The sequence below is a fragment of the Candidatus Pelagibacter sp. Uisw_092 genome (assembly GCF_047729545.1).
In the GTDB taxonomy this organism is placed as follows: Bacteria; Pseudomonadota; Alphaproteobacteria; order Pelagibacterales; family Pelagibacteraceae; genus Pelagibacter.
This window is the reverse complement of sequence record NZ_CP159824.1, coordinates 891687-914733: the sequence shown is the minus strand read 5'-3', so window position 1 is coordinate 914733 and position 23047 is coordinate 891687. Positions and strand designations below refer to the sequence as shown.

Genomic DNA, 23047 nt, shown 5'->3' with positions numbered 1-23047 from the left:
TTCCTAGAATTTGAAAGTTTTATCCACCTTCAATATATTTTTTATTATAAATTCTTTTTTTTTTTGAAGAATTGAATCATTGTTAGGAATATTTATATCAAACATTATATGTGAAAAAACTTCTGCCATATCCTCTGAGGGTGTTGTCTTTGAGTATTCTGTTAAAAATCCATCTGTATTAATATACGTATTAAGGTCAATTTTGTCAGTACATGTTGAGCAATCGGCATATTGAAAACCTTTTTTATTAAAATCCATCCATTCTTTTTCATTAAAAACTTCTTTGTGCTGAAGATGTATTACATGAAAAACTTCATGATGGATTACTCTTTCAAAGTAATCTTCATTAAATTTAATATCCAGTATTAATGTTTTCATAACGTTATCTGGAATACCAGCTGTATATAATTCTGAAATTGATAAATTTTCACACATAACAATATATTTGAGATTAATTTTTTTTAAAAAAGTATAAGAATATTTACTAAAATTTTTATGAATAATCTTATATTTTATCTCTAAATCTTTCTTATTTGAATCTGAACAAACAATGTTTTTTTGAGTACCTAGCCTAAAAGGTCTGGTAGCATAAAAATACTTAAGTTTATTTTTAGTATTTATTTCATAAATCTCTAGATTGGGTATTTTGATGAGATTATAAATGGTATTAGCTTTTAGTGGGGTAATAAAAATAATTAATAATAAAAAGGCTCTAATTAGGTTCATAATTCTAAAGATAGAATATATTCCATTCCCAAAGAATGTGGTACATTTTATTTATAAATGAAAAAAAATAGAAATAAAAACCCAATTCAACCTGTTAGTGGGACTAAAGTCCCAAGATTTGCAGGGCCATCTACATTTGCAAGACTACCAGAATTAAGAGATGTTGAAAGTTGTGATGTAGCTATTGTTGGAATTCCATTTGATGCTGGTACCAGCTACCGACCTGGAGCTAGATTTGGACCAATGAGTATTAGACAAGCTTCCAGACACTTAAGAACAAACTATCATCCAAGTTATGATGTTGAACCTTTTAAAGTACAGCAAGTTGCTGATGCTGGTGATATTACTTGTAATCCTTTCAGTATTGATGAGTCGATAAAACAGATTGAAGCTGGAGCAACAGATTTGTTAAATAAAGTTGGTGGTATAATTAGTTTAGGTGGAGACCATACAATCGCAGTACCTTTGTTAAGAGCAATTAATAAGAAATGTAATGGACCAGTTGCTTTAGTGCATTTTGATGCACATTTAGATACCTGGGATACTTATTTTGGTGCTCCATACACCCATGGAACTCCCTTTAGAAGAGCGAGAGAAGAGGGTTTATTTTTAGATGATGCTTCAATGCATGTTGGTATTAGAGGACCACTTTATAGTAGAGATGATATTAAAAATGATGAAAGTTTTGGATTTAAGATAATTCATTGTGATGAATTTCAAACAGAAGGAACTGACAAAATAGCAGAAAGGATTAAAAAAAGAGTAGGCAACAATCCTCTATATTTATCAATAGATATAGATGTCTTAGATCCAGCTTTTGCTCCAGGAACTGGAACTCCAGAAATTGCTGGTATGACCACAAGAGAGATGGTTAATGTTTTAAGAGGGCTATCAGGTTTAAATCTAGTATCTGCAGATGTGGTTGAAGTTTCTCCCGCTTATGATCACGCTGAAGTTACTTCATTAGCTGCAGCAACCATTGTTTATGAGCTAACAAATTTATTTGCAAAATCATAAAGAAAGGATAGTTTCTCAAAATGTTAGATAGGAAAAAATTTTATATCAATGGTGATTGGGTTTCTCCAAAAAAACCAAATGACCTCAAAGTAATAGATCCCTCAACAGAGGAAGAGTGTGCTGTTATATCTTTAGGTGGAGTGGAAGATGTAAATTATGCAGTAAGTGCAGCAACTAAAGCTTTTGAAACATGGGCATTTTCAACCAAAGAAGAGAGATTAAAATATTTAGAAGACTTATATGTTATTTATAAAAAAAGATGGGCTGATATGGCTAAGGCTATAACCCTTGAAATGGGAGCACCAATTAATTTTTCAACTCAATTGCAAGCTGGAACTGGAGCTAGTCATATAAAATCTTATATAAAGGTTTTAAAAGAATATACGTTTGAAGCAAAATTAGGAGAACATGCTCTTAATAATAACATTTTACATGAACCAAAAGGAGTTTGTGCATTAATTACTCCATGGAATTGGCCGATGAATCAAACTTGTTTAAAAGTAATACCAGCTATCGCTGCAGGTTGTACAATGGTGCTTAAGCCATCTGAAATAGCTCCATTATCTTCTATGATTTTAGCAGAGATGATAGATGAAATTAAATTACCAAAAGGTGTATTCAATTTAGTTAATGGAGATGGTGCTGTTACAGGAAATGCATTAACAAGTCATCCTGATGTAAATATGGTTTCATTTACAGGATCTACCAGAGCAGGTGCTTTAATCTCTCAAAATGCAGCAAATGATTTTAAAAGAGTTAGTCTTGAACTTGGTGGAAAAGGGGCGAATATTATATTTAAAGATGCAGACGCAGAAGCCGTTGAAAGAGGTGCTCTAAGATGTTTTAGAAATTCAGGACAATCTTGTAATGCTCCCACAAGAATGCTGGTTGAAAAATCTATTTATGACGAAACTGTAGAAAGAGTAAAAAATTTTGCTAACTCAATGAAAGTTGATATTGCAACGAAAGAAGGAGATCATATTGGTCCGGTAGTTTCAAAAGCTCAATTTGATAAAATCCAAGCTTTAATTCAAGTTGGTATTAATGAAGGTGCTAAACTAGTTGCTGGTGGAACTGGTAAACCAGAAGGATTAGACAAAGGTTATTTTGTTAAACCTACTGCATTTGCAGACGTTAACAACAAAATGGAAATTGCAAGAACAGAAATATTTGGACCTGTTTTATCAATTATACCTTTTGAAACTGAAGAAGAGGCTATCGCTATAGCTAATGACACTCCTTATGGACTTTTAAATTTTATTCAAACTCAAGACCAGGAAAAAGCCAATAGAGTTGCTAGAAAATTAAGATCAGGAATGGTTGATATTAATGGTGCTGGCTTAGCACCCGATGCTCCATTTGGTGGATATAAGCATTCAGGAATTGGCCGTGAAGCTGGAAAATTAGGCCTAGAAGAATACTTAGAAGTTAAAGTAGTAAGTGGCTGGAACGATTAACTAGCCTCAGTTAATGTTCATATTAGGTTTTTAATAACTAAATAAACCTTATTTTAAATGGTAAATTTTGCAAACCTAAGGTTGTACCATTTTATTCTTTACACAGCACTTTTAATCCATAATGTCACAGGTAGAGTTACCATAGCTTATTAACAGTTAATAAGAGTAACAAAAACAATAAGGAGAAATAATATGAGTAGATCGTCAAAACTCTACAATTCAGATTTAGCTCCAACTCCAAGTAGTAAAAAAAATTGGGGATGGTTTGAAATCTTTAACGTGTGGGCTAATGATGTTCAAAGTTTATTTGGTTATACTTTGGCAGCATCATTATTTTTAGCATCAGGACTAAATGGTTGGGCTGTATTTGCTGCATTAATTCTTGCAGGATTTTTTATAATGTGGCTAGTCAATCTTTCAGGCAAACCAAGTGTAAAACATGGAATTCCATATCCAGTATTTGCTCGTGTGAGTATGGGTGTATTTGGAGCAAACTTTCCAGCAATGGCTAGAGGTCTTGTTGCAATGTTTTGGTATGGAGCTCAAACTTATGCTGCATCAACAGCAGTAGCGCTTTTAATTACTGGTGTTACAGGAATGGAAGGTGAAGTTATGCTTCTCGGTATGACAGGCGTAATGTGGGTTTCTTTCATATTTGTGTCAGCATTCCAAGTTTATCTGTTTTGGCAAGGTGTAGATCTTATCAAAAAGTTTTTAAACTTTGCAGGACCAGCCGTTTATGCGGTAATGATTTTTTTAATGATTGTTATTTGGGTTAAAGCTGGTGGAGGACTTTTTTCAGAAGTAGGCACTATATTTTCTGGTGGAGAACGAACTGGTGGCTTTGAAGGTTTAGGAACAATAGGAGCCTTCGTAGCTGTTTTTTCAATTATGGTTGGATATTTTGCTGCAGTTGTAATTAACTTTGGTGACTTTGCTAGATTTGTTAAAAATGAAGATGAAATGAGAAAAGGTAACCTGTGGGGATTAGTAGGAAACGTAATTTTATTCTCTTTTATTACTTTAATGATCACTGGTGGAACAATCGCAATTTTTGGTGAATATGTGTCAAGTCCAACAGAGATGGTAGCTAAAGTAGACAACTTAGGGTTAACAATTATTGCTGCATTTGCATTTTTTGCAGCGACAGTTGGTATTAATATGGTTGCAAACTTTATACCTCCTGCATATGACTTAGCCAATTTAATGCCAAGTAAAATTAACTTTAAAACTGGTGGATTAATCACTGCTGGTTTTGGTTTTATTATTGGTGGTATGTGGGTTGCCGTTATTACACAAATGGGCTTATTTCCATTTGTTAATACACTTGGAGCAATTCTTGCACCAGTATTTGGTATCATGATGGTTGATTACTACATCATCAAAAAAGAAAAAATTGATGTAGATGCATTGTTTGATGATAGTGCTAAAGGAAAATATCATTACAATGGTGGATTCAACTATAAGGGAATGTTAGCTTGGATATTATCAGGTTACATTGCTGTTGGTTCTGTATGGCCAAACATCTTGATTTTAGGTTTAGATGATTTCTTCGCTAACTTAGGTGGTGGTGGAGGATATGCTTGGATAATTGGAGCATCACTTGGTGCTGTAGTTCACTTAGCTATATCTAAAAGATCATAAAATAACTCTATAGTTATAATAAAAGACCCGTCGCATTCGTGCGGCGGGTATTGTTTACCCTCTTAAATTAAATTATAATTTCTTATGTCTGAAAAAAATAATCGAGATATGGTAGGATATGGCTATAACGATTTTAAAGTTGTGTGGCCCAATAATGCTCGCTTAGCAGTTCAAATAGTTTTAAATTACGAAGAAGGTGCTGAAAATTGTGTTTTAAATGGCGACAAACAATCAGAAGTTTTCTTATCAGAAATTATAGGTGCTCAACCAATAAAAGGGAGACATATTAATATGGAATCTCTTTATGAATATGGCTCTAGAAGAGGATTTTGGAGAATACATAAACTTTTCCAAGAAAAAAAAATTCCAATAACAATTTTTGGAGTTGGTATGGCTTTAGAAAAAAACCCTGAAATATGTAAAGCTATAAAAAATTCAGATTACGAAGTAGCATCTCATGGCTGGAGATGGATTGATTATCAAAATATTAAAAAATCTGAAGAAAAAAAGCATATGAAGCTTGCTATCCAAGCTCACAAAAAAATATTTGGTGAGCGACCACAAGGCTGGTACACTGGTAGATGTAGCCCAAACACTAGAGATTTAGTTTTTGAGGATGGTGGTTTTTTGTATGATAGTGACTCATACAGTGACGATCTACCTTACTGGGAAGTTAGAAATAAAAAAAAACAATTAATTATTCCTTATACACTTGATAATAACGACATGAGATTTGTAACTAATCAGGGATTTAATACGGGCGATCATTTTTTTTCATACTTAAAAGATAGCTTTGATGCTCTATATGAAGAGGGTAAAACAAATCCAAAAATGATGTCTGTAGGGTTACACTGTAGATTAATTGGAAAACCAGGAAGAATTCAATCTTTAAAAAGATTCTTAGATTACATAACGAAACATGAAGATGTATGGATATGTAAAAGAATTGATATAGCCAAACATTGGATTAAAAACTACTCTAACTAATGTCAAAAAAAATTATTTTTACAAATGGACTTATTGATTTAGCTCAACCTAGATTAGGCTCCAAAGTAATTTTTAAAACAGATGATTTTTTTGCTTCTGCAAATAGAATTATCGACCCTCTACCACCAATTTTTAAAGATGGACTATTTGATAAAAATGGTAAATGGATGGATGGCTGGGAGTCTAGAAGAAAAAGAATTTCTGGGCATGACTATTTAATTATCAAACTAGGTAAACCAGGTTCAATTAGTAAAGTTGATATTGATACTTCGCATTTTAATGGAAACCAACCAGCAATGGTTTCATTAGAAGGCTGTTATTCAAAATTAAATGATTTTAAAAACTATAAGTGGAAGACTTTAATTAACAAAAAAAAAACAAAAGCAAATAGTCACCATATTTTTAACTCATCTTCAAAAACAGTTTTTACACATATTAAATTAAATATATTTCCAGATGGAGGTGTTGCGCGATTAAAACTTTATGGAAATATTTCAAAAGAAAATAATAATTTTAAAAATAAAAAAATTAACCTAGCATCATTATTAAATGGTGCTTCTGTTATAGCTTGTAACAACGAACATTTTGGAAAAGCTGAAAATATATTAGCACCTGGAAAGGCTAAAAATATGGGTGATGGTTGGGAAACAAGAAGAAGAAGAGACAAAGGTTTTGATTGGTTAATATTAAATTCTATTAAAGGTAAAAAAATTGACAAAATTGAAATATCAACGCACCACTTTAAAGGTAATTATCCAAGTCATTGCTCTTTGCAGGCTGCTTATATACCAAATAAAAAATCTTCATCTAATATTGTGAAAAGTTCAAATAAATGGAAATTTTTGTTAAAGAAAGTTAATCTGTCTGCAAACAAAACTCACAAGTTTAGCAACAAGTTAATGAAAAATAATAAGATTAATTATATTAAAATAAACATTTTCCCAGACGGTGGGATTTCTAGGTTTAAAATTTTTGGCCAATCAATCTAATGAAAATTACAGTTAATCCTAAACTTATTACTAAAGAAAACTTCTCAAAATTTGGAGATGTGATTACTACAGATAATATTAAACCACTTGAAATTAACGAAGGTTATGCGAAGCGTTTTGATGGTATAGCAAATTTAAATACTTCAAAAGATAATGGAGAAACAACCATCTGTATTTTTTCTGCTTTAAAGAGATCTTTTCCAATGAAAATTGATATGATGGAGAAACATCCTTTGGGCAGCCAGGCTTTTGTACCGATGAAAGAAACCACTTTTCTTGTATTTGTTGCACCCGAAGGAGGCAAACCCAATCTAAGTGAAGCTGAAGCTTTTATTGTTCCACCAGGAATAGGTATAAATTATAATCCGGGTACTTGGCATTTTCCTTTAATAGCCACAGAAGATATGAATTTTTTAGTTGTTGATAGAAAAGGCTCTGGAGACAACCTAGTTATCAAAAATTTGAATAAAGAAGAAGTGGTATTAAATTATTAATTTAATATTGATTTTGCTTTAATGCCATCAAGCAAGTTTAAACACTTTTTTAATTCATCAAGAATTATAAATTCATCAATTTTATGAGCTTGTTCAATTGATCCTGGACCACATACAACAGTGCTTATTCCTATTTCTTGAAATAAACCTGCTTCAGTACCAAATGAAACTACCTCTCTAGTATTGTCACCTGTAAGACTTGAAACTAATTCACATGCATTGGATTTTTCATCTCTATCAAAACCTACAACTTCACCAATTATATTTTTTCTAATAGAAGAATTTGGAAAAACTTTTTTCATATCAGGTAAAAGTATTTCATTAGCATATTTGTCTAATTCTGAATTTAAAAATACACCATCTTCTTTAACCACCGGTCTTGTTTCCCAGTTAACATGACATTTATCTGCAATTACATTGTGTGCTATGCCACCAAAAATTCCACCTATAGAAAGTGTTGAGTGTGGAGGGTCAAAGATTGAGTTTTTAGGAGCTCTTTTTTTAAGATCTTCTCTTAATTCTATTAATTTATTTACATATCTAGTGGCATATTCAACAGCACTAACTCCCTTGTGCGGAGCAGAACTATGACCTGCTAACCCTTCAAAATAAGTTGTATATTCATAACATCCTTTATGAGCATCTATAATTTTCATATTTGTTGGCTCACCTATAATACAAATACCATCTTTAACTCCTCTTTTTTTTAATTCTTCAATTAAAATTGGAGCTCCTATACAGGCAGTTTCTTCATCAAAGGTATAAGAAAAATGAATATCCCTATCCAAATTAGCTTTTGCATAAATTGGAGCAAATGCCAATGTGCAAGCAATAAAACCTTTCATATCACAAGCGCCCCTTCCAAAGAGTTTGTCATTTTTTATCGTTGCAACAAATGGATCTGTACTCCATCCTTTTGAAACAGGGACAACATCTGTATGACCAGATAAAATTATTGGTTTTTTCCCACTTGGTTGTTTAGCTTTCAATGTTGCAAAAAGATTAACTCTTTTATTTTCATCATCATAAGTTTTAAATGATGTTGCACCAAGTTTTTTTAGAATTTCATCACAATAGTTAATCAAAGAGCTATTATCTTCTCCAGATATTGTTTTGAAGCTAATCAAATCAGTTAAAATTTTAACTGAATTATTAAATAATTGATCTGAACTATTTTCTGTACTCATAAATAACATCTATTATATATTAAATATATGAAAGAACAAATAACCTATGATGACTTTGATAAAATAGATATTAGAGTTGGAACAGTAATCTCAGTAAAACAAAATGAAAAAGCACGTAAACCTTCCCTAGTTATTGAAGTAGATTTTGGTAAAAAAATTGGAATTAAACAGTCTTCAGCACAAATTACTCATTATTATAATGAAGAAAATTTAAAAGGAAAACAAGTTGTGGGTATTTGTAATTTTCCTGAAAAAAATATTGCAGGAATAGTTTCACAAGTTCTTATTTTAGGTTCAATTGATAAAGAGGGAAAAGTGATATTACTTCATCCATCACAAGAATCTGAAAATGGTCTTCCAATAGCTTAATTTCTTATGCATCCAGAATTATTATTATTAATAGGAATTTCTTTATCTTTAGGATTTACACCAGGACCAAATAATGCTGTTGCTGCATATTCAGGTTTTAATTTTGGTATCAGAAAAACTTTACCGTTAATCTTGGGAGTTGGTTTTGGTTATACAACTTTAATTATATTGATTAATTTTGTTTTAATATCAACTTTCAAAAATTATCCAATCATTCAGGAAATTATCAGAATTCTTGGAACATTTTTTTTAATTTATCTAGCTTATAAAATTTCATTTTCAAAAATTTCCTCAGATGGGAAAACAGAAAATCCAGTAAAATTTTTTGATAAATTTATCTTTCAGTTTATAAATCCAAAAGGAGTAATGGCTGGAGTAACATTGAGTTCAAATTTTGTAGAACAAGGAGAAAACTATTTGAATCACTCTATATGGGTAATTGTAGTTTGTAGTGTAACGGCATTTTTAAGTATCACTTCGTGGACATTTTTAGGTAAGTTTTTAAGGAAATTTGCTACAAATAATAATTTTATTAAACGATTTAATTATGCTATGTCATTGCTACTTATTGTTTGTATAATAGGGTTCTACATCTAAAACTAAATGAAACCAGGAAACAAAAATTCATATAACTCTTTAAAATCTATCAGCATAAATGATACTGAATACAAATATTATTCTTTATCAGAAGCAGAAAAAAATGGTTTGGATGGAATTTCAAAACTTCCAAAATCCCTTAAAGTCTTATTAGAAAACTTATTAAGATATGAAGACGATTTATCTGTTACCAAAAGCCAAATAGAAGCAATTAAGGAATGGTTGAAGACAAAAAAATCATTAACCGAAATAGCTTATAGACCAGCTAGAGTTTTATTACAGGATTACACCGGAATACCAGCTGTTGCTGATCTTGCAGCTATGAGAGAGGCTGTTAAAGAAAAAAATAAAGATCCAAATACAATCAATCCACTTTCTGCAGTTGATCTTGTAATTGATCATTCAGTTCAGGTAGATAAATCAGCAAATTCAGATTCATTTGAAAAAAATGTTGACATTGAATTTAAAAGAAATGGTGAAAGATATTCATTTTTAAAATGGGGCCAACAAGCATTTAATAATTTTAGAATTGTTCCTCCTGGAACAGGGATTTGTCACCAGGTAAATTTAGAATACCTATCAAAAGTAGTCTGGTCTGAAAAATTTCAAGATGAGGACTATTTATTTCCTGACACATTAGTTGGTACTGATAGTCATACTACCATGGTTAATGGCTTATCTGTTCTTGGATGGGGTGTTGGTGGAATAGAAGCTGAAGCTGGGATGTTAGGCCAACCAATTTCCATGTTGATTCCTGAAGTGATTGGATTTGAAGTTAAAAATAAAATGCCAGAAGGCACTACTGCAACAGATTTAGTTTTAACAGTTGTAAAAATGTTAAGAGATAAAGGAGTTGTTGGAAAATTTGTTGAATTTTATGGAGAAGGTTTAAAAAATCTAACCCTTGCTGATAGAGCTACAATTGCAAATATGGCACCAGAATATGGAGCAACATGTGGTTTTTTCCCAATTGATGAAGAGACATTAAAGTATTTAAGATTCTCGGGAAGAGATGAGAATACAGTAAATATAGTGGAGAAGTATGCAAAAGAACAAGGTTTGTGGGCTAATGATCAAGTTGAATTTACAGACACATTATCACTAGACATGTCTACAGTTGTTCCGACAATTTCAGGACCAAAAAGACCTCAAGACAAAGTTTTATTAACAGATGCATCTACTGGATTTAAAAAAGTTTTTAAAGATGCAACTAGCAGAAAAGAACAACATGCTTCAAAAGTAATAGGAACAGATTATGAAATTAAAGATGGTTCAATATTAATTGCAGCCATCACTTCATGTACTAATACATCTAATCCAAATGTATTAATTGGAGCTGGGTTATTAGCAAAAAAAGCTGTTGAACTTGGTTTACAAACTAAACCATGGGTAAAAACTTCATTAGCACCAGGCTCACAAGTGGTTACTGACTATTTAGCAAAAGCAGGACTAAATGTATTTTTAGACAAACTGGGCTTTAATTTGGTTGGATATGGTTGCACGACTTGTATAGGAAACTCAGGACCTTTACCGGAAGAAATTGTTAGGGCAATAGATAAGGAGAATATTTATGCTGTATCAGTTTTGTCTGGAAATAGAAATTTTGAAGGAAGAATATCTCCACACATAAAAGCGAATTATTTAGCATCACCACCACTTGTAGTTGCTTATGCACTCGCTGGTCATATGGAGTTTGATTTATATAATGAACCTTTAGGAAAAAGCAAAGATGGTAAAGATATTTTTTTAAAAGATATTTGGCCATCTAATAAAGAGATTGAAGATACATTAAGAGAGTCACTTAATGCAGAAATGTTTGTTAAAAGATATTCAAATGTTTCAGAGGGCCCTAAGCAGTGGCAAGAAATTAAAACTGAAAACACAAGTATTTATAATTGGGATTCTGGTTCAACTTATGTGAAGAAACCACCATTTTTTGAAAATTTATCCGATCAGCCAGAAGGGTTTAAACCTATTAAAGATGCAAGACCACTTTTGATTTTAGGAGATATGGTTACAACTGATCATATTTCTCCAGCAGGAAATATTCAAAAAGAAAGCCCAACAGGTGAGTATTTTATGGAACATCAAATACTTCCAGCGGATTATAACTCCTATGGATCAAGAAGAGGCAATCACGAAGTAATGATGAGAGGAACTTTTGCAAATATTAGAATAAGAAATGAAATGGCTCCTGGAACAGAGGGTGGGTTTACAAAACTATATCCAGAAGAAAAAGTGATGCCAGTTTTTAATGCTGTAGAGAAATACAAAAAAAGAGGAACAGATCTTGCTGTTATAGGTGGAAAAGAATATGGAACAGGATCATCAAGAGATTGGGCTGCTAAAGGAACAAAGCTATTAGGTGTAAAAGTTGTAATAGCAGAAAGCTTTGAAAGAATTCATAGATCTAATTTAATTGGAATGGGCGTTTTACCACTACAATTTACTGAAGGAAATGATAGGTTAAATCTAAAATTAACTGGATCAGAATTAATAACGGTTCTTCAAATAGAAGAGGGTATAAATGCATCAGATCATATTCAGGTTGAAATAAAATATGCCTCTGGAGATATTAAAAAGATCAAAACCCTATGTAGAATAGACACTAAAAACGAATTAGAGTATTATAAAAATGGTGGAATACTTCAATATGTATTAAGGAATATGATTTAATTATGGACGAAGAGATTACAATTATAGATTCTAATACAAGAAATGAAAAAATAAAAAATTTTTTTATTAGTAATAGAAAAATTATTATAGCAGGATTTTTAATTATACTTGTTGCAATTATAGGATATCTTTTAATAAAAGAAATGGAGGAACGTCACAAAGTAAAATTAGCAAATCAATTTAACATAACAATAATAAATTTTAATACAGAAGATAAACAAAAAACAATTGATCAACTAAATAAATTAATAAATGAAAATGATTCAACTTATTCACCATTAGCCTTATATTTTTTGATCGATAATAATTTAATAGATAACAAGAATGAAATTAATAGTTTGTTCGATAAATTGATAAATAAAACAAACCTAGATGAAGAAATTAAAAATTTAATTATATATAAAAAAGCGTTATTTAATTCAGACTTTTCAACAGAAAATGACTTATTACAAATACTTAATCCAATCATTAATTCAGAAAGTATATGGAAATCACATTCATTATATTTAATAGCAGAATATTTTTATTCAAAAAATGAAAAAGAAAAAGCTAAAGAATTTTTTAATCAGATTCTAGTATTATCCAATGCTAACAGTGAAATTAAGATAGAGGCACAAAAAAGACTCAATAGAGATTTAGGTGAATAATATTCTAAAATTTTTTTTAATTATATTTTTATTTACTGGCTGCTCATTACATGAAAATTCTAAATTTTGGAGTAAAGAAAAAATATTAAAAGAAAATAAAGAAAATAAAGAAAATAAAATTGAAATTTTTAAAAAAAAAGAAGCACTTAAATCAGAATTTAATTCCAGTTTAAAATTAGAAATTTTCTCTAAAGCGATTAATAATAGCTCACTCCAAACGCTGGATAACAATAATGGTAGACTAAATTATAATGGAAAACTTGAAAATATCTCAAAATATAAGTTTAAGAAAATAGAAAATTTTAATCAATATGAGTATGAGATAACTTCTATTAAAAATAATATTATTTTTTTTGACAATAAAGGCTCAATTCTAAACTTTGATAATAAATCTACTTTAATCTGGAAACAAAATTATTATTCAAAATCAGAAAAAAAACAAAAACCTAAATTATTTTTTTCACATAATGAAAAAATTCTAATTGTGGCTGATAATATTGCAAAACTCTATGCTCTAGATATAGAAACGGGAGAGTTAATCTGGTCAAAAAAAACTAATGCTCCATACAATTCACAGATTAAGATTCATAAAAATAATTTTTATATTGTTGACTTTGCAAACACACTAAGAGCATACTCTTTAAAAGATGGTAAAGAAATCTGGAATAACAAAACACAAAAATCTCTAATAAGATCACAAAAGAAACTATCTTTAGTAATTAAAGATGAAATGATTTATTTTAATAACTCATTGGGAGATATTAGTGCTGTAGACATAAATTCTGGTGATCTTGTGTGGCAAACACCAACACAAAGTAGCTTAGCTTATGACGTCGGTTTTTTTTTAAAAACATCTGTAATTGTTATGGACAAAGAAACATTATTTTTCTCAAATAATCAAAATCAGTTTTTTTCTATAGACACACAAACAGGCAATATAAACTGGATACAAGAAATTAACTCAAGTTTAAGGCCAACAATAATTAATAATTTTATATTCACAATTTCCCAAGAAGGATACTTGGTTATTTTAGAAAAAAAAACTGGAAATATTATTAGAATTAACGATATTTTTACCAATTTTAAAAAACAAAGCTTTTTTTCCAGTGATGGACCAAAGACTTGTGTAAAAAGTATTTTTTCTATGAAAAGAGTTCCTTGTGATAAAAAAAAACAGACAGAAAAAAACAAATTCAAGCCAACAGGTTTTATTGTTGGTACAGAAAAAATTTATATATCGACAGACAATGGACGTCTTTTTGTAGTGAAAATTTCAAATGGTAAAATTCATACTATATTGAAAATAGATAATAAAAAGATTTCAAGACCTTCTGTTATAAATAAGAATTTATATGTTATTACTGAAAGCTCTATTATTAGATTAGATTAACATGTTCCTTAAAATATTAGATAAGTTGGGGCGTAAAAAAATAGTTTTGGATAGGGGTCCCACCCACCCAAAATTTGATGAAGCAAAACCATGGATGAATAGATATTATCTCTTATTAAGAAATAGACCTAAATGGTTCCCATTTAATATTTTAATACATGAAATGTTAGCTGATGATCACGGTGACGGAGTTCATAATCATACATTTCCTTATATAACAATTATTTTAAGAGGTGGATACTGGGAGACCACAATAAAAGGTAAGTTTTGGAGGGCACCCTGGTATGTTGGTTTTAGATCTGCAAATACATTGCATCGAGTAGACTTAAAAAAAGGAACAAAACCTTTAACTATTTTTATATCAGGTCCTTTTGGATTAAGAAAAGGTCCGAGATCAGAATATGGTATAGATTTTAAAATTAAAAAATGAATTTAGATAAATTATTTCAGAATTACTGTAAAAAAAATAATTTAGAAATTAATCTTAATCAACTAGATTTAATAGAAGAATTAAATTTATTTTATAAACAAAATTTTGATAAATCTCTTTTAAAAAAGATATTTATTAAACATAATTCTAAAACAGGTTTTTATTTACAAGGTGAAGTTGGTGTAGGCAAAACCATGATATTAAATTTTTTTTATATTAATTTTGAAAAAACTAAACAAAGATTTCATTTTAATGAGTTTATGATTAATTTTCACGATTTTGTATTTAAGAATAAAAAGAATAAACAAGTAAATATTATTGATGAATTTGTCAACAGATTAAAAAGTAAATCTAAACTAATTTATTTTGATGAGTTCCAAGTAACTAATATTGTTGATGCAATGATTTTAGGTATTTTATTTAAAAAAATATTTGATAAGAACATAAAAGTTTTATTTTCATCAAATACAAAAATAAATGATCTTTACAAAGATGGATTACAACGAGATCAATTTCTTCCTTTTATCAAAATTATGAAAGAAAAATGTTACCAATCAAAATTGATTATCAAAGAAGATTATAGAAAATCTGCAAAAAATAAAAATGAAAGATATTTTTTCCCACTGAATGAAATAACAAATTTTAAACTTAATAAATTTTTCAGAAAAATAACTAAAAACTTTTCTCACAAAGAAATGACTATAACTACTAAGGGTAGGAAGTTTAATATTAAAAATTATTTTAATGGAATAGCACGTTTTGATTTTAAGGAATTATGTTCCAAAAATATTGGTGCAGAGGACTATATAAAAATATCTGAAGTATGTAATTTTATTGTTATAGAAAATATTCCTATCTTTAATAGTGACAATTCCAATCAACAACAAAGATTTATTACATTAATTGATATTCTTTATGAAAAAAAAAACCTTTAATGATATCGTCTCAATTGCAATTAGATTTATTAAGTTCTTCAGAGGATTTAAAAGAAATATTTAAAAGAACTATTAGTCGATTATATGAATTAACATCTATCAAATATAACAAGCTATGAGGCAAGAATTTTTTAATTTAGAATTAAATACAAATGGTCAGAGATTATATGAATTTACAACCCAAATTAGCAAATGGGTCAAAGATAAGGAATTTAATAATGGAATGATCAATATAAGCATCCAACACACTAGTGCTTCATTAATAATTCAAGAGAATGCTGACCCATATGTTCAAATTGATTTAATAAATTTTTTTAATAAGCTCGTACCTATGGATAATTCACTTTACACTCATTTAACCGAAGGAATAGACGATATGCCTGCACATATTAAGTCTACGTTGACTAATAATCAAATCTCTTTAAGTGTTAAAAATGCTGGGTTATTATTAGGTACTTGGCAGGGGTTGTATCTTTTTGAGCATAGAATCAAGAAACAAAACAGATTGATTGTTCTTCATTATTTAGGTGATTAGTTTTTCTTAATTGTTTTAAAAGCCTCTAGTGCTGCATTTCTTGCTTCGGCATGGTCTACAATTGGTTTTGGATAGTTGACACCGACAACTACATTAATCTGCTCTTGGTATTTGGTTTCTAGTTCCCATGGTTTATATAAAAATTTATTAGGCATGTTTTTAAGTTCTGGAACCCATTTCTTTGTATAAATCCCATCTTTATCAAATTTTTCACCCTGAAGAATTGGGTTAAATATTCTAAAATAAGGAGCTGCATCAGCACCACAGCCTGCAACCCATTGCCATTGGGCAACATTACTAGCTTCGTTATAATCAACCAAACAATTTTTAAAATGTTTTTCACCTTCGTTCCAATGAATTCTTAAATGTTTTACAAGAAAAGAAGCAACAATCATTCTTACTCTATTGTGCATCCATCCTGTTTCATAAAGTTCCCTCATCCCAGCATCAACAATGGGATATCCTGTCTTACCTCTTTTCCAAGCTTTAAGAAATTTATCATTTTTAACCCAAGGAAAATTATCAAAATCTTTTCTAAGGTTGCCTTTTAGCATTTGTGGGAAGTAATTAATTAAACTATGAGAAAATTCTCTCCATCCTAATTCATTAATATACTTTCTATACCCCATTTTTTTAGTTTTTATATCTTGGCATTTCTTCCAAATTGTCTCCACATGTATTTGTCCAAACTTTAAGAAAGGAGATAGCTTGGAGGTTCCATTAATACCTGGAATATCTCGTGCTTCACCGTAGTCCTCAATTCTATTATTTATTAATTCTTGTAAATATTTTTTTGCTTCTTGTTCTGATGGTATCCAATATTTCTCAAATTTCTTATACCAATCTTTTTTAGGTAAAATTTCTTTTATAGAAATTGATTCTTTAAATATATTTGTTTTTTTTATTTTTGATTTAACTTTTATAAATTTAGAAGGTGCTTTTGAGACATAAAGTTGTTCAGTTTTTTTCCAAAAAGGAGTGAATACTTTATAAGGTGTACCATCATCTTTAGTCATTTCCTGAAATTCTACAAGGACATTCCCTTTAAAATATTTATATTGAACTTCATTTTTAATGAATAGATCCCTTATCTTTTTACCTTTATTAATTACATCTGGTTCATACACTTTACTCCAATAAACAGTAACATCATCTTTCTTCTTTAAATTTGACAATATCTCTAATTCATCACCTAATTGAACTTCCAATGTAATATTTAACTTTTTTAGATCTAGTTTAAAATTTTCTAAAGCTTTAGAGATCCACCATTTTTGAGCTTCTCTTTTTTTATCAAAATTTTTTGGCTTATAAATATAAAGAGCACTTACAAACTCATGATTTTGAGTTGCAATAGCTAGGGCTTCATTATCTTCAATTCTAAAATCTTCTCTTATCCAAACAACAGCTTTTTTAGTCATATTTACTTAGATTTTTTGCAATCCATCGCTTAAAAGTTTTTGATACATTGCATTGTCAGTTAAACCCTCACAACCAAATAAAAGTACATTTGATTGTTCATTTAACCCTAGCTTATCCAAGTATTCTTTATTGTTAAATGAGCCTATTAACGCAATTATACCTGGCACAGCACATTCACCAGCTATTATTTTTTCATCAGATAAGTGTTTTTCTGCTAGCATTGCAATAGTAGTTGAGATTGCATCATCGGGTACGGTTAAGCAGTAGTTAGTAGAATTTTTTAAAATTTCCCAGGCAATACTTGAAACATCTCCACAAGACATTCCACCCATTATTGTTTCTTTTTTTATATCAACAGTTGTAGGTTTATTATTCTTAATGCTTTGAAATACACAATCTGCATTTTCTGGCTCAACAGTAATAAACTTTGGGATATTTTTTGATAATTTTGCAAAGCCAGCAATCATTGCCGCTGCCATTCCCCCAACACCTGCTTGAAGAAATACGTGTGTTATCGAATTTGAGTTTATTTCATCTAAAATTTCTTTAACCATTATTGTGTACCCAGCCATAATCAATTTTGGTACTTCTTTGTAACCTTCCCAAGACACATCTTGTACAATTTCCCAATTATTTGCATTAGATTGTTTGATGCATTCCTTTAATGAATTATCATAATTCCCTTTAACTCTAATAACCTCAGCATCCAGATTACGCATGGCTTCAGCTCTAGATTCACTAACAAATTCACTTATAAAAATTTTACATTTTAAGCCCAACCTTTGTGCACCCCATGCAACTGATCTTCCATGATTTCCTGCCGTAGCTGTCGAAACTGTTATGTTCTTTTTTTCACTTGCAATTTTATAAACAGCGAAGGCTCCACCTAATGCTTTAAATGATTTAAGTTCAAATCTTTTATCTTCATCCTTGTAGTAAATATTTTGGAATTTTAATTCATCGTTTAATTTATTTAATTTAATCAGTGGAGTAGGAGTGTAGTTATCCCAGCTAGATATGGCCTCTATCGCTTCATCTATAAATTTTTCTGGTAATTGAGTGAGTATATTTTCTTTATCAAAGTTATATTCTTTATTTTTTGAAAATGATGTAATGGACCAAAGGTCTTTCTGAAGGATTGATTTCATTTTTATTAACAATCAAGAGTGCTATTTTTTTCCCAATGAGTTACTGAGCTTTTTTTATCAAACTTTTCCTCTTGATTAAAATCTTTAATTTCAGATCTCTTTAATTTTAGATAACTTTTAATAGTATCACCCCCAAATGCTTCCTCAATTTCTTTACTACTTTCTAGTTGATCCAATGCATCTTCAATTATGTTAGGTAATTTTTTTAGGTTAGGGTAATTTTTATGATCGGTATACATATTACAAGATAAGGGTTCACCAGGATCTATTTTATTATTTATTCCATGTAAGCCAGCGGCTATTACTCCAGCTTGAAGTAAATAAGGATTTACTGCTCCATCCATTAACCTTAATTCAAATCTACCTTTATCTGGAATTCTTATCATATGAGTTCTATTGTTTCCTGTATAAGAAATACTACTAGGCGACCATGTAGCACCAGATTTTGTTGGTGGTGCATTTATTCTTCTATAACTATTAATTGTTGGATTAAAAAATGCAGTCAAAGGCTGAGTAAGTTTCATAATTCCACCTAGAAAATTATATGCTAATTTGCTCAAACCTAACTTGTCTCCATTATCTAAAAATTTATTAATTTTTCCATTCCATAAAGAAATGTGAGCATGACAGCCATTACCCGTTAAGTTGCTAAAAGGTTTTGGCATAAACGTTGCTCTTAAACCATGTTTTTCAGCCAATGATTTAACCATATATTTAAAGAATACATGTCTATCAGCTGTGGTTAAACAATCTGTATAATCCCAATTCATTTCAAACTGACCATTAGCATCCTCATGATCATTTTGGTAGGGGTTCCAACCCATGACAATCATACTGTCACATATTTCTTTGATTAAATCATATCTTCTCATTAAAGCAGACTGATCGTAGCAAGGTTTTGATTGAGTATCTCTAGTATCTGCAATTTTGCTACCATCTTCTGATATCAAAAAATATTCACATTCTACACCTGACTTCATGACTAAATTTTTTTTATTCAATTTTTTAATTTGTTCTTTAAGCATTACTCTAGGTGAAGCCTTTACAGGTTTACCATACATATACAAATCAGAAGCTAACCAGCCAATTTCTTTGTTCCACGGTAATTGAATTAAACTATCAGGATCCGGTAGTGCAAACATGTCCCCATCTGCAGGAGACATATCTAGCCATGTTGCAAATCCAGCAAAGCCAGCTCCATTTTTTTGCATATCAGCAATAGCCTGTGCTGGAACTAATTTTGATCTTAAGACACCAAAAAAGTCGACAAAACTAATTAAAAAATACTTAATTTTTTTAGCTTTTGCAATTTTAGATAAATTTTTAGGCATGTTTTATTTCTTAATTTACAACTGTTAATTAATCTTCACAATACTATTTTTTATCTTTTACTCCTGGTATCCAGCTAGTTCCTGCCAATGGAACTCTTGCCATAGCAGCAGATTCAACTGTAAGTGCACATAAATCTTCAGGCTCTAAATTATGCAAATTATTTTTACCAGATGCTCTAGCTATTGTTTGAGCTTCTAGCGTCATTACTTTTAAATAATTTGATAAACGTCGTCCACCAGCAACAGGATCAAAACGTTTCATTAGCTCAGGTTTTTGAGTTGTAATTCCTGCTGGATCATTTCCTTCATGCCAATCATCGTAAGCTCCTGCAGTAGTTCCTAATTTATTATATTCTTTTTCCCACTTAGGGTCATTATCTCCTAATGCAATCATTGCAGCAGAACCAATTGAAACCGCATCAGCTCCAAGAGCCATTGCTTTAGCAACATCAGCACCATTTCTAATTCCACCAGATATAATTAATTGAACTTTTCTGTGTTGATCTAAATCCTGTAGTGCATCTACAGCAGGTCTAATACAAGCAAGAGTAGGTTGGCCTACATTCTCTATAAAAACTTCTTGTGTAGCAGCTGTTCCACCTTGCATTCCATCTAGAACAACAACGTCAGCTCCAGCTTTTACAGCAAGAGCCGTATCATAATAAGGTCTTGCTCCAGCAATTTTAATGAATATTGGAACTTTCCAACCTGTGATTTCTCTTATTTCTAAAATCTTGATTTTTAAATCATCAGGACCTGTCCAGTCAGGATGTCTACATGCAGATCTTTGATCTATACCCTTGGGCAAAGTTCTCATTTCGGCAACACGATCACTAATTTTTTGACCCAAAAGCATTCCACCACCCCCAGGTTTAGCACCTTGTCCTATAACAATTTCAATAGCATCTGCTTTTCTAAGGTCATTTGGATTCATACCATACCTAGAAGGTAAGAGTTGATAGACTAAATTTTTAGACTGTCCTCTTTCTTCTGGTGTCATCCCACCATCACCAGTAGTTGTGGATGTACCAGCCATACTTGCCCCACGTCCCAAAGCTTCTTTAGCTCTTCCTGATAATGCACCAAAGCTCATTCCAGCAATTGTAATTGGGATATCTAGTTCCAAGGGTTTTTTCGCGTAACGTGTTCCTAAAGTCACCTTTGTACTACAGGTTTCTCTATATCCTTCTAAAGGGTATCTAGACATTGAAGCACCAAGAAAAAGCAAATCATCAAAGTGAGGAAGTTTTCTTTTTGAACCTCCACCCCTAATATCATAAATTCCAGTTGCTGCTGCTCTTCTTATTTCTGAATTTGTATACTCATCAAAAGTCCATGATATACGAGGATGAGTTTTTTTATTATCTGACATTATTAATAGCTTGATACATTATCGATATTAAAGTTATAAAGTTTTCGTGCCGAACCATATCTCTTAAAACTATCTGGTTTAATATTTTTTATTTCACTTTTTTTTAAAAGAGCTGAAATTTTATTTAAATGCTTTTTTTCCATTTTTTTTTCTATGCAATCCGCACCCAAAGATTTAACTGATCCTTTAACAAAAATATCTGTTTCATAAAGACTATCACCTAAAGCTTCACCAGCATCACCACAAACTAACATTGTTCCAGATTGAGCCATAAATGCAGACATATGACCAACTGATCCTTTAACAACAATATCAACTCCTTTCATTGAAATACCACATCTTGAACTAGCATCTCCATCAATTATAAGTAATCCACCATGAGCAGTAGCACCTGCAGATTGTGAAGCATTACCCTTAACATGTACTGTTCCAGACATCATATTTTCAGCAACACCTGTTCCAACATTTCCATCTATCGTTACATGTGCTTTTTGATTCATTCCTGCACAATAATATCCAACATGGCCTTTAATTAAAACTTTCATTTCTTGATTTAATCCAGCACACAATGCGTGACTACCTTCTGGATTTATAATTGTAAAATCTCTTTCATTCTTTTTAACATCTAAATTTTGAAGAGTGCTGTTAATTTCTCTTAATTTTTTTTTCTTTAAATCTAATTTCATTAATCTCCCCAAGAGTAAACAATACCAGGCTCAGGTTCAAAAATTTTTGCACCATTTACATCTGGTAAATGTGCCATAGCTTGAAATTCTGATGCTATTGCAACATAGTTTTTTGTTTCTGCTATTACTGCAGGTTTACACGCTATTTCATCTCTAACAACTGCAAAGCCTTTTCTAGTTCCTGTAATAAATGTATAAAAACCATCTAAATCTTTAAGACCCGATGTAAGGGTATCTTTTAAAGATTTATTATTTGATAAACTGTTAGAAATATATCCTGCAGCAACTTCAGTATCATTTTCAGAGTTAAAGACGTTACCTTTTTTAGTGAGCTCTCTTCTTAAATTGTTATGATTTGATAATGATCCATTATGAACTAAACACTCATCTTCACCAGTTGAGTAGGGGTGAGATCCATCAGTAGTTATTGCACTTTCTGTAGCCATTCTTGTATGGCCTATTCCATGAGTGCCACTAAAACTATCTAATTTAAATTTTTTTACTACATCTTTAGGATTACCAACTTGTTTAAATACCTCTATTGATCGACCATACCCAACTATAGATACTTTAGGAAAATTAGAATTAATTATTTCAATTACTTTCTTTGGCTGCTCTAGAGTTTTTAGAATTACATGATCTGAGATTTGAGTAAGTTTAGCTTTTTTAATTTTTTTAGTTATTTCTTTCTTAAAGCTATTAAAGTTTAAATCATTAATACATAAAGAAAACTTGTATATTTTTTTATTTTCATCTTTGTAAATTGCAAAGCCAGCACTATCTGGTCCACGAGATTCCATATTATTAAGCATACCTGACAGCATCTTTCCTAAATTTTTTTCAAATTTTTTAGTTTTTAAGTAGATTCCAACAATTCCACACATAAATTTTTTTAAGTTTATTTTATTAGAGACACTAGAAAATCTTTATAGTAGAAAATATTTCCTACCACAATGATGATAATAGCCGCTATCACTCCATACTTTGCTTTTGGAAAAACGACACCTCTCA

23 protein-coding genes are annotated in these 23047 nt (G+C 30.5%); 15 read left to right on the top strand and 8 right to left on the bottom strand.

Going from position 1 to position 23047, the window contains the following annotated elements:
• Positions 1-3: 3 nt before the first annotated feature.
• Positions 4-726, bottom strand: a complete 723-nt coding sequence (locus ABXT63_RS05110; protein ID WP_415320508.1) for a putative zinc-binding metallopeptidase — start codon at positions 724-726, stop codon at positions 4-6.
• Between the two features lie 57 nt (positions 727-783).
• Here ABXT63_RS05110 and speB point away from each other — a divergent pair, with 57 nt between their 5' ends.
• From speB to ABXT63_RS05080, 6 genes are all read left to right on the top strand, one after another.
• Positions 784-1743, top strand: coding sequence for an agmatinase (gene speB / locus ABXT63_RS05105; RefSeq protein WP_415320507.1), 960 nt, complete (start codon positions 784-786; stop codon positions 1741-1743).
• Positions 1744-1763: 20 nt separating this feature from the next.
• Positions 1764-3200: an aldehyde dehydrogenase family protein gene (locus tag ABXT63_RS05100; protein WP_415320506.1), complete on the top strand. Its 1437-nt coding sequence runs from the start codon at positions 1764-1766 to the stop codon at positions 3198-3200.
• 192 nt (positions 3201-3392) lie between these two features.
• Positions 3393-4844, top strand: a complete 1452-nt coding sequence (locus tag ABXT63_RS05095) for an NCS1 family nucleobase:cation symporter-1 (protein WP_415320505.1) — start codon at positions 3393-3395, stop codon at positions 4842-4844.
• An 84-nt stretch (positions 4845-4928) separates the two neighbouring features.
• A complete protein-coding gene (puuE, locus tag ABXT63_RS05090; RefSeq protein WP_415320504.1) occupies positions 4929-5831 on the top strand; it encodes an allantoinase PuuE in 903 nt (300 codons plus the stop codon).
• Positions 5831-6820: an allantoicase gene (alc, locus tag ABXT63_RS05085; protein WP_415320503.1), complete on the top strand. Its 990-nt coding sequence runs from the start codon at positions 5831-5833 to the stop codon at positions 6818-6820. The genes puuE and alc overlap by 1 nt, the downstream gene beginning before the upstream one ends.
• Positions 6820-7314, top strand: coding sequence for an ureidoglycolate lyase (locus ABXT63_RS05080; RefSeq protein ID WP_415320502.1), 495 nt, complete (start codon positions 6820-6822; stop codon positions 7312-7314). The genes alc and ABXT63_RS05080 overlap by 1 nt, the downstream gene beginning before the upstream one ends.
• Here ABXT63_RS05080 and argE read toward each other — a convergent pair.
• A complete protein-coding gene (argE, locus tag ABXT63_RS05075; protein WP_415320501.1) occupies positions 7311-8501 on the bottom strand; it encodes an acetylornithine deacetylase in 1191 nt (396 codons plus the stop codon). The genes ABXT63_RS05080 and argE overlap by 4 nt on opposite strands.
• Before the next feature lie 27 nt (positions 8502-8528).
• On the opposite strand from argE, the gene ABXT63_RS05070 reads away from it, so the two are divergent.
• The 8 genes from ABXT63_RS05070 to ABXT63_RS05035 all read left to right on the top strand — a co-directional run bounded on the left by ABXT63_RS05070 (position 8529) and on the right by ABXT63_RS05035 (position 16080).
• A complete protein-coding gene (locus ABXT63_RS05070; protein WP_415320500.1) occupies positions 8529-8870 on the top strand; it encodes a tRNA-binding protein in 342 nt (113 codons plus the stop codon).
• A 6-nt stretch (positions 8871-8876) separates the two neighbouring features.
• Positions 8877-9467 carry a LysE family translocator gene (locus ABXT63_RS05065; protein ID WP_415320499.1) on the top strand — a complete coding sequence of 197 codons (591 nt, stop codon included), beginning with the start codon at positions 8877-8879 and terminating at the stop codon, positions 9465-9467.
• A 6-nt stretch (positions 9468-9473) separates the two neighbouring features.
• Positions 9474-12143 (top strand): aconitate hydratase AcnA, encoded by a 2670-nt coding sequence (acnA, locus tag ABXT63_RS05060; protein ID WP_415320498.1) that lies wholly within the window; start codon positions 9474-9476, stop codon positions 12141-12143.
• A 2-nt stretch (positions 12144-12145) separates the two neighbouring features.
• Positions 12146-12790 (top strand): hypothetical protein, encoded by a 645-nt coding sequence (locus ABXT63_RS05055; RefSeq protein WP_415320497.1) that lies wholly within the window; start codon positions 12146-12148, stop codon positions 12788-12790.
• Positions 12783-14180 carry a PQQ-binding-like beta-propeller repeat protein gene (locus ABXT63_RS05050; RefSeq protein ID WP_415320496.1) on the top strand — a complete coding sequence of 466 codons (1398 nt, stop codon included), beginning with the start codon at positions 12783-12785 and terminating at the stop codon, positions 14178-14180. The genes ABXT63_RS05055 and ABXT63_RS05050 overlap by 8 nt, the downstream gene beginning before the upstream one ends.
• 1 nt (position 14181) lies before the next feature.
• Positions 14182-14610: a hypothetical protein gene (locus ABXT63_RS05045; RefSeq protein WP_415320495.1), complete on the top strand. Its 429-nt coding sequence runs from the start codon at positions 14182-14184 to the stop codon at positions 14608-14610.
• Positions 14607-15545 (top strand): cell division protein ZapE, encoded by a 939-nt coding sequence (gene zapE / locus ABXT63_RS05040; protein WP_415320494.1) that lies wholly within the window; start codon positions 14607-14609, stop codon positions 15543-15545. The genes ABXT63_RS05045 and zapE overlap by 4 nt, the downstream gene beginning before the upstream one ends.
• Before the next feature lie 115 nt (positions 15546-15660).
• A complete protein-coding gene (locus ABXT63_RS05035) occupies positions 15661-16080 on the top strand; it encodes a secondary thiamine-phosphate synthase enzyme YjbQ (protein WP_415320493.1) in 420 nt (139 codons plus the stop codon).
• Here ABXT63_RS05035 and ABXT63_RS05030 read toward each other — a convergent pair.
• The 6 genes from ABXT63_RS05030 to ABXT63_RS05005 are packed head-to-tail and all read right to left on the bottom strand — an operon-like array spanning position 16077 to position 22920.
• Positions 16077-17498, bottom strand: a complete 1422-nt coding sequence (locus ABXT63_RS05030; RefSeq protein WP_415320492.1) for a cryptochrome/photolyase family protein — start codon at positions 17496-17498, stop codon at positions 16077-16079. The two genes, ABXT63_RS05035 and ABXT63_RS05030, sit on opposite strands and share 4 nt — an antisense overlap.
• Positions 17499-17504: 6 nt before the next feature.
• Positions 17505-18647: a diaminopropionate ammonia-lyase gene (locus tag ABXT63_RS05025; RefSeq protein ID WP_415320491.1), complete on the bottom strand. Its 1143-nt coding sequence runs from the start codon at positions 18645-18647 to the stop codon at positions 17505-17507.
• Positions 18648-18652: 5 nt separating this feature from the next.
• Positions 18653-19978 (bottom strand): type III glutamate--ammonia ligase, encoded by a 1326-nt coding sequence (gene glnT / locus ABXT63_RS05020; RefSeq protein WP_415320490.1) that lies wholly within the window; start codon positions 19976-19978, stop codon positions 18653-18655.
• 43 nt (positions 19979-20021) lie between these two features.
• Entirely contained in the window at positions 20022-21350 is a 1329-nt protein-coding gene (locus tag ABXT63_RS05015; protein ID WP_415320489.1) for an FMN-binding glutamate synthase family protein, read from the bottom strand.
• Positions 21351-21352: 2 nt separating this feature from the next.
• Entirely contained in the window at positions 21353-22036 is a 684-nt protein-coding gene (locus tag ABXT63_RS05010) for a protein glxC (protein WP_415320488.1), read from the bottom strand.
• Positions 22036-22920 carry a class II glutamine amidotransferase gene (locus tag ABXT63_RS05005; RefSeq protein ID WP_415320487.1) on the bottom strand — a complete coding sequence of 295 codons (885 nt, stop codon included), beginning with the start codon at positions 22918-22920 and terminating at the stop codon, positions 22036-22038. The genes ABXT63_RS05010 and ABXT63_RS05005 overlap by 1 nt, the downstream gene beginning before the upstream one ends.
• Here ABXT63_RS05005 and ABXT63_RS05000 point away from each other — a divergent pair.
• Positions 22901-22993, top strand: coding sequence for a DUF1563 domain-containing protein (locus ABXT63_RS05000; RefSeq protein ID WP_415321952.1), 93 nt, complete (start codon positions 22901-22903; stop codon positions 22991-22993). The two genes, ABXT63_RS05005 and ABXT63_RS05000, sit on opposite strands and share 20 nt — an antisense overlap.
• Positions 22994-23047 lie beyond the last annotated feature (54 nt).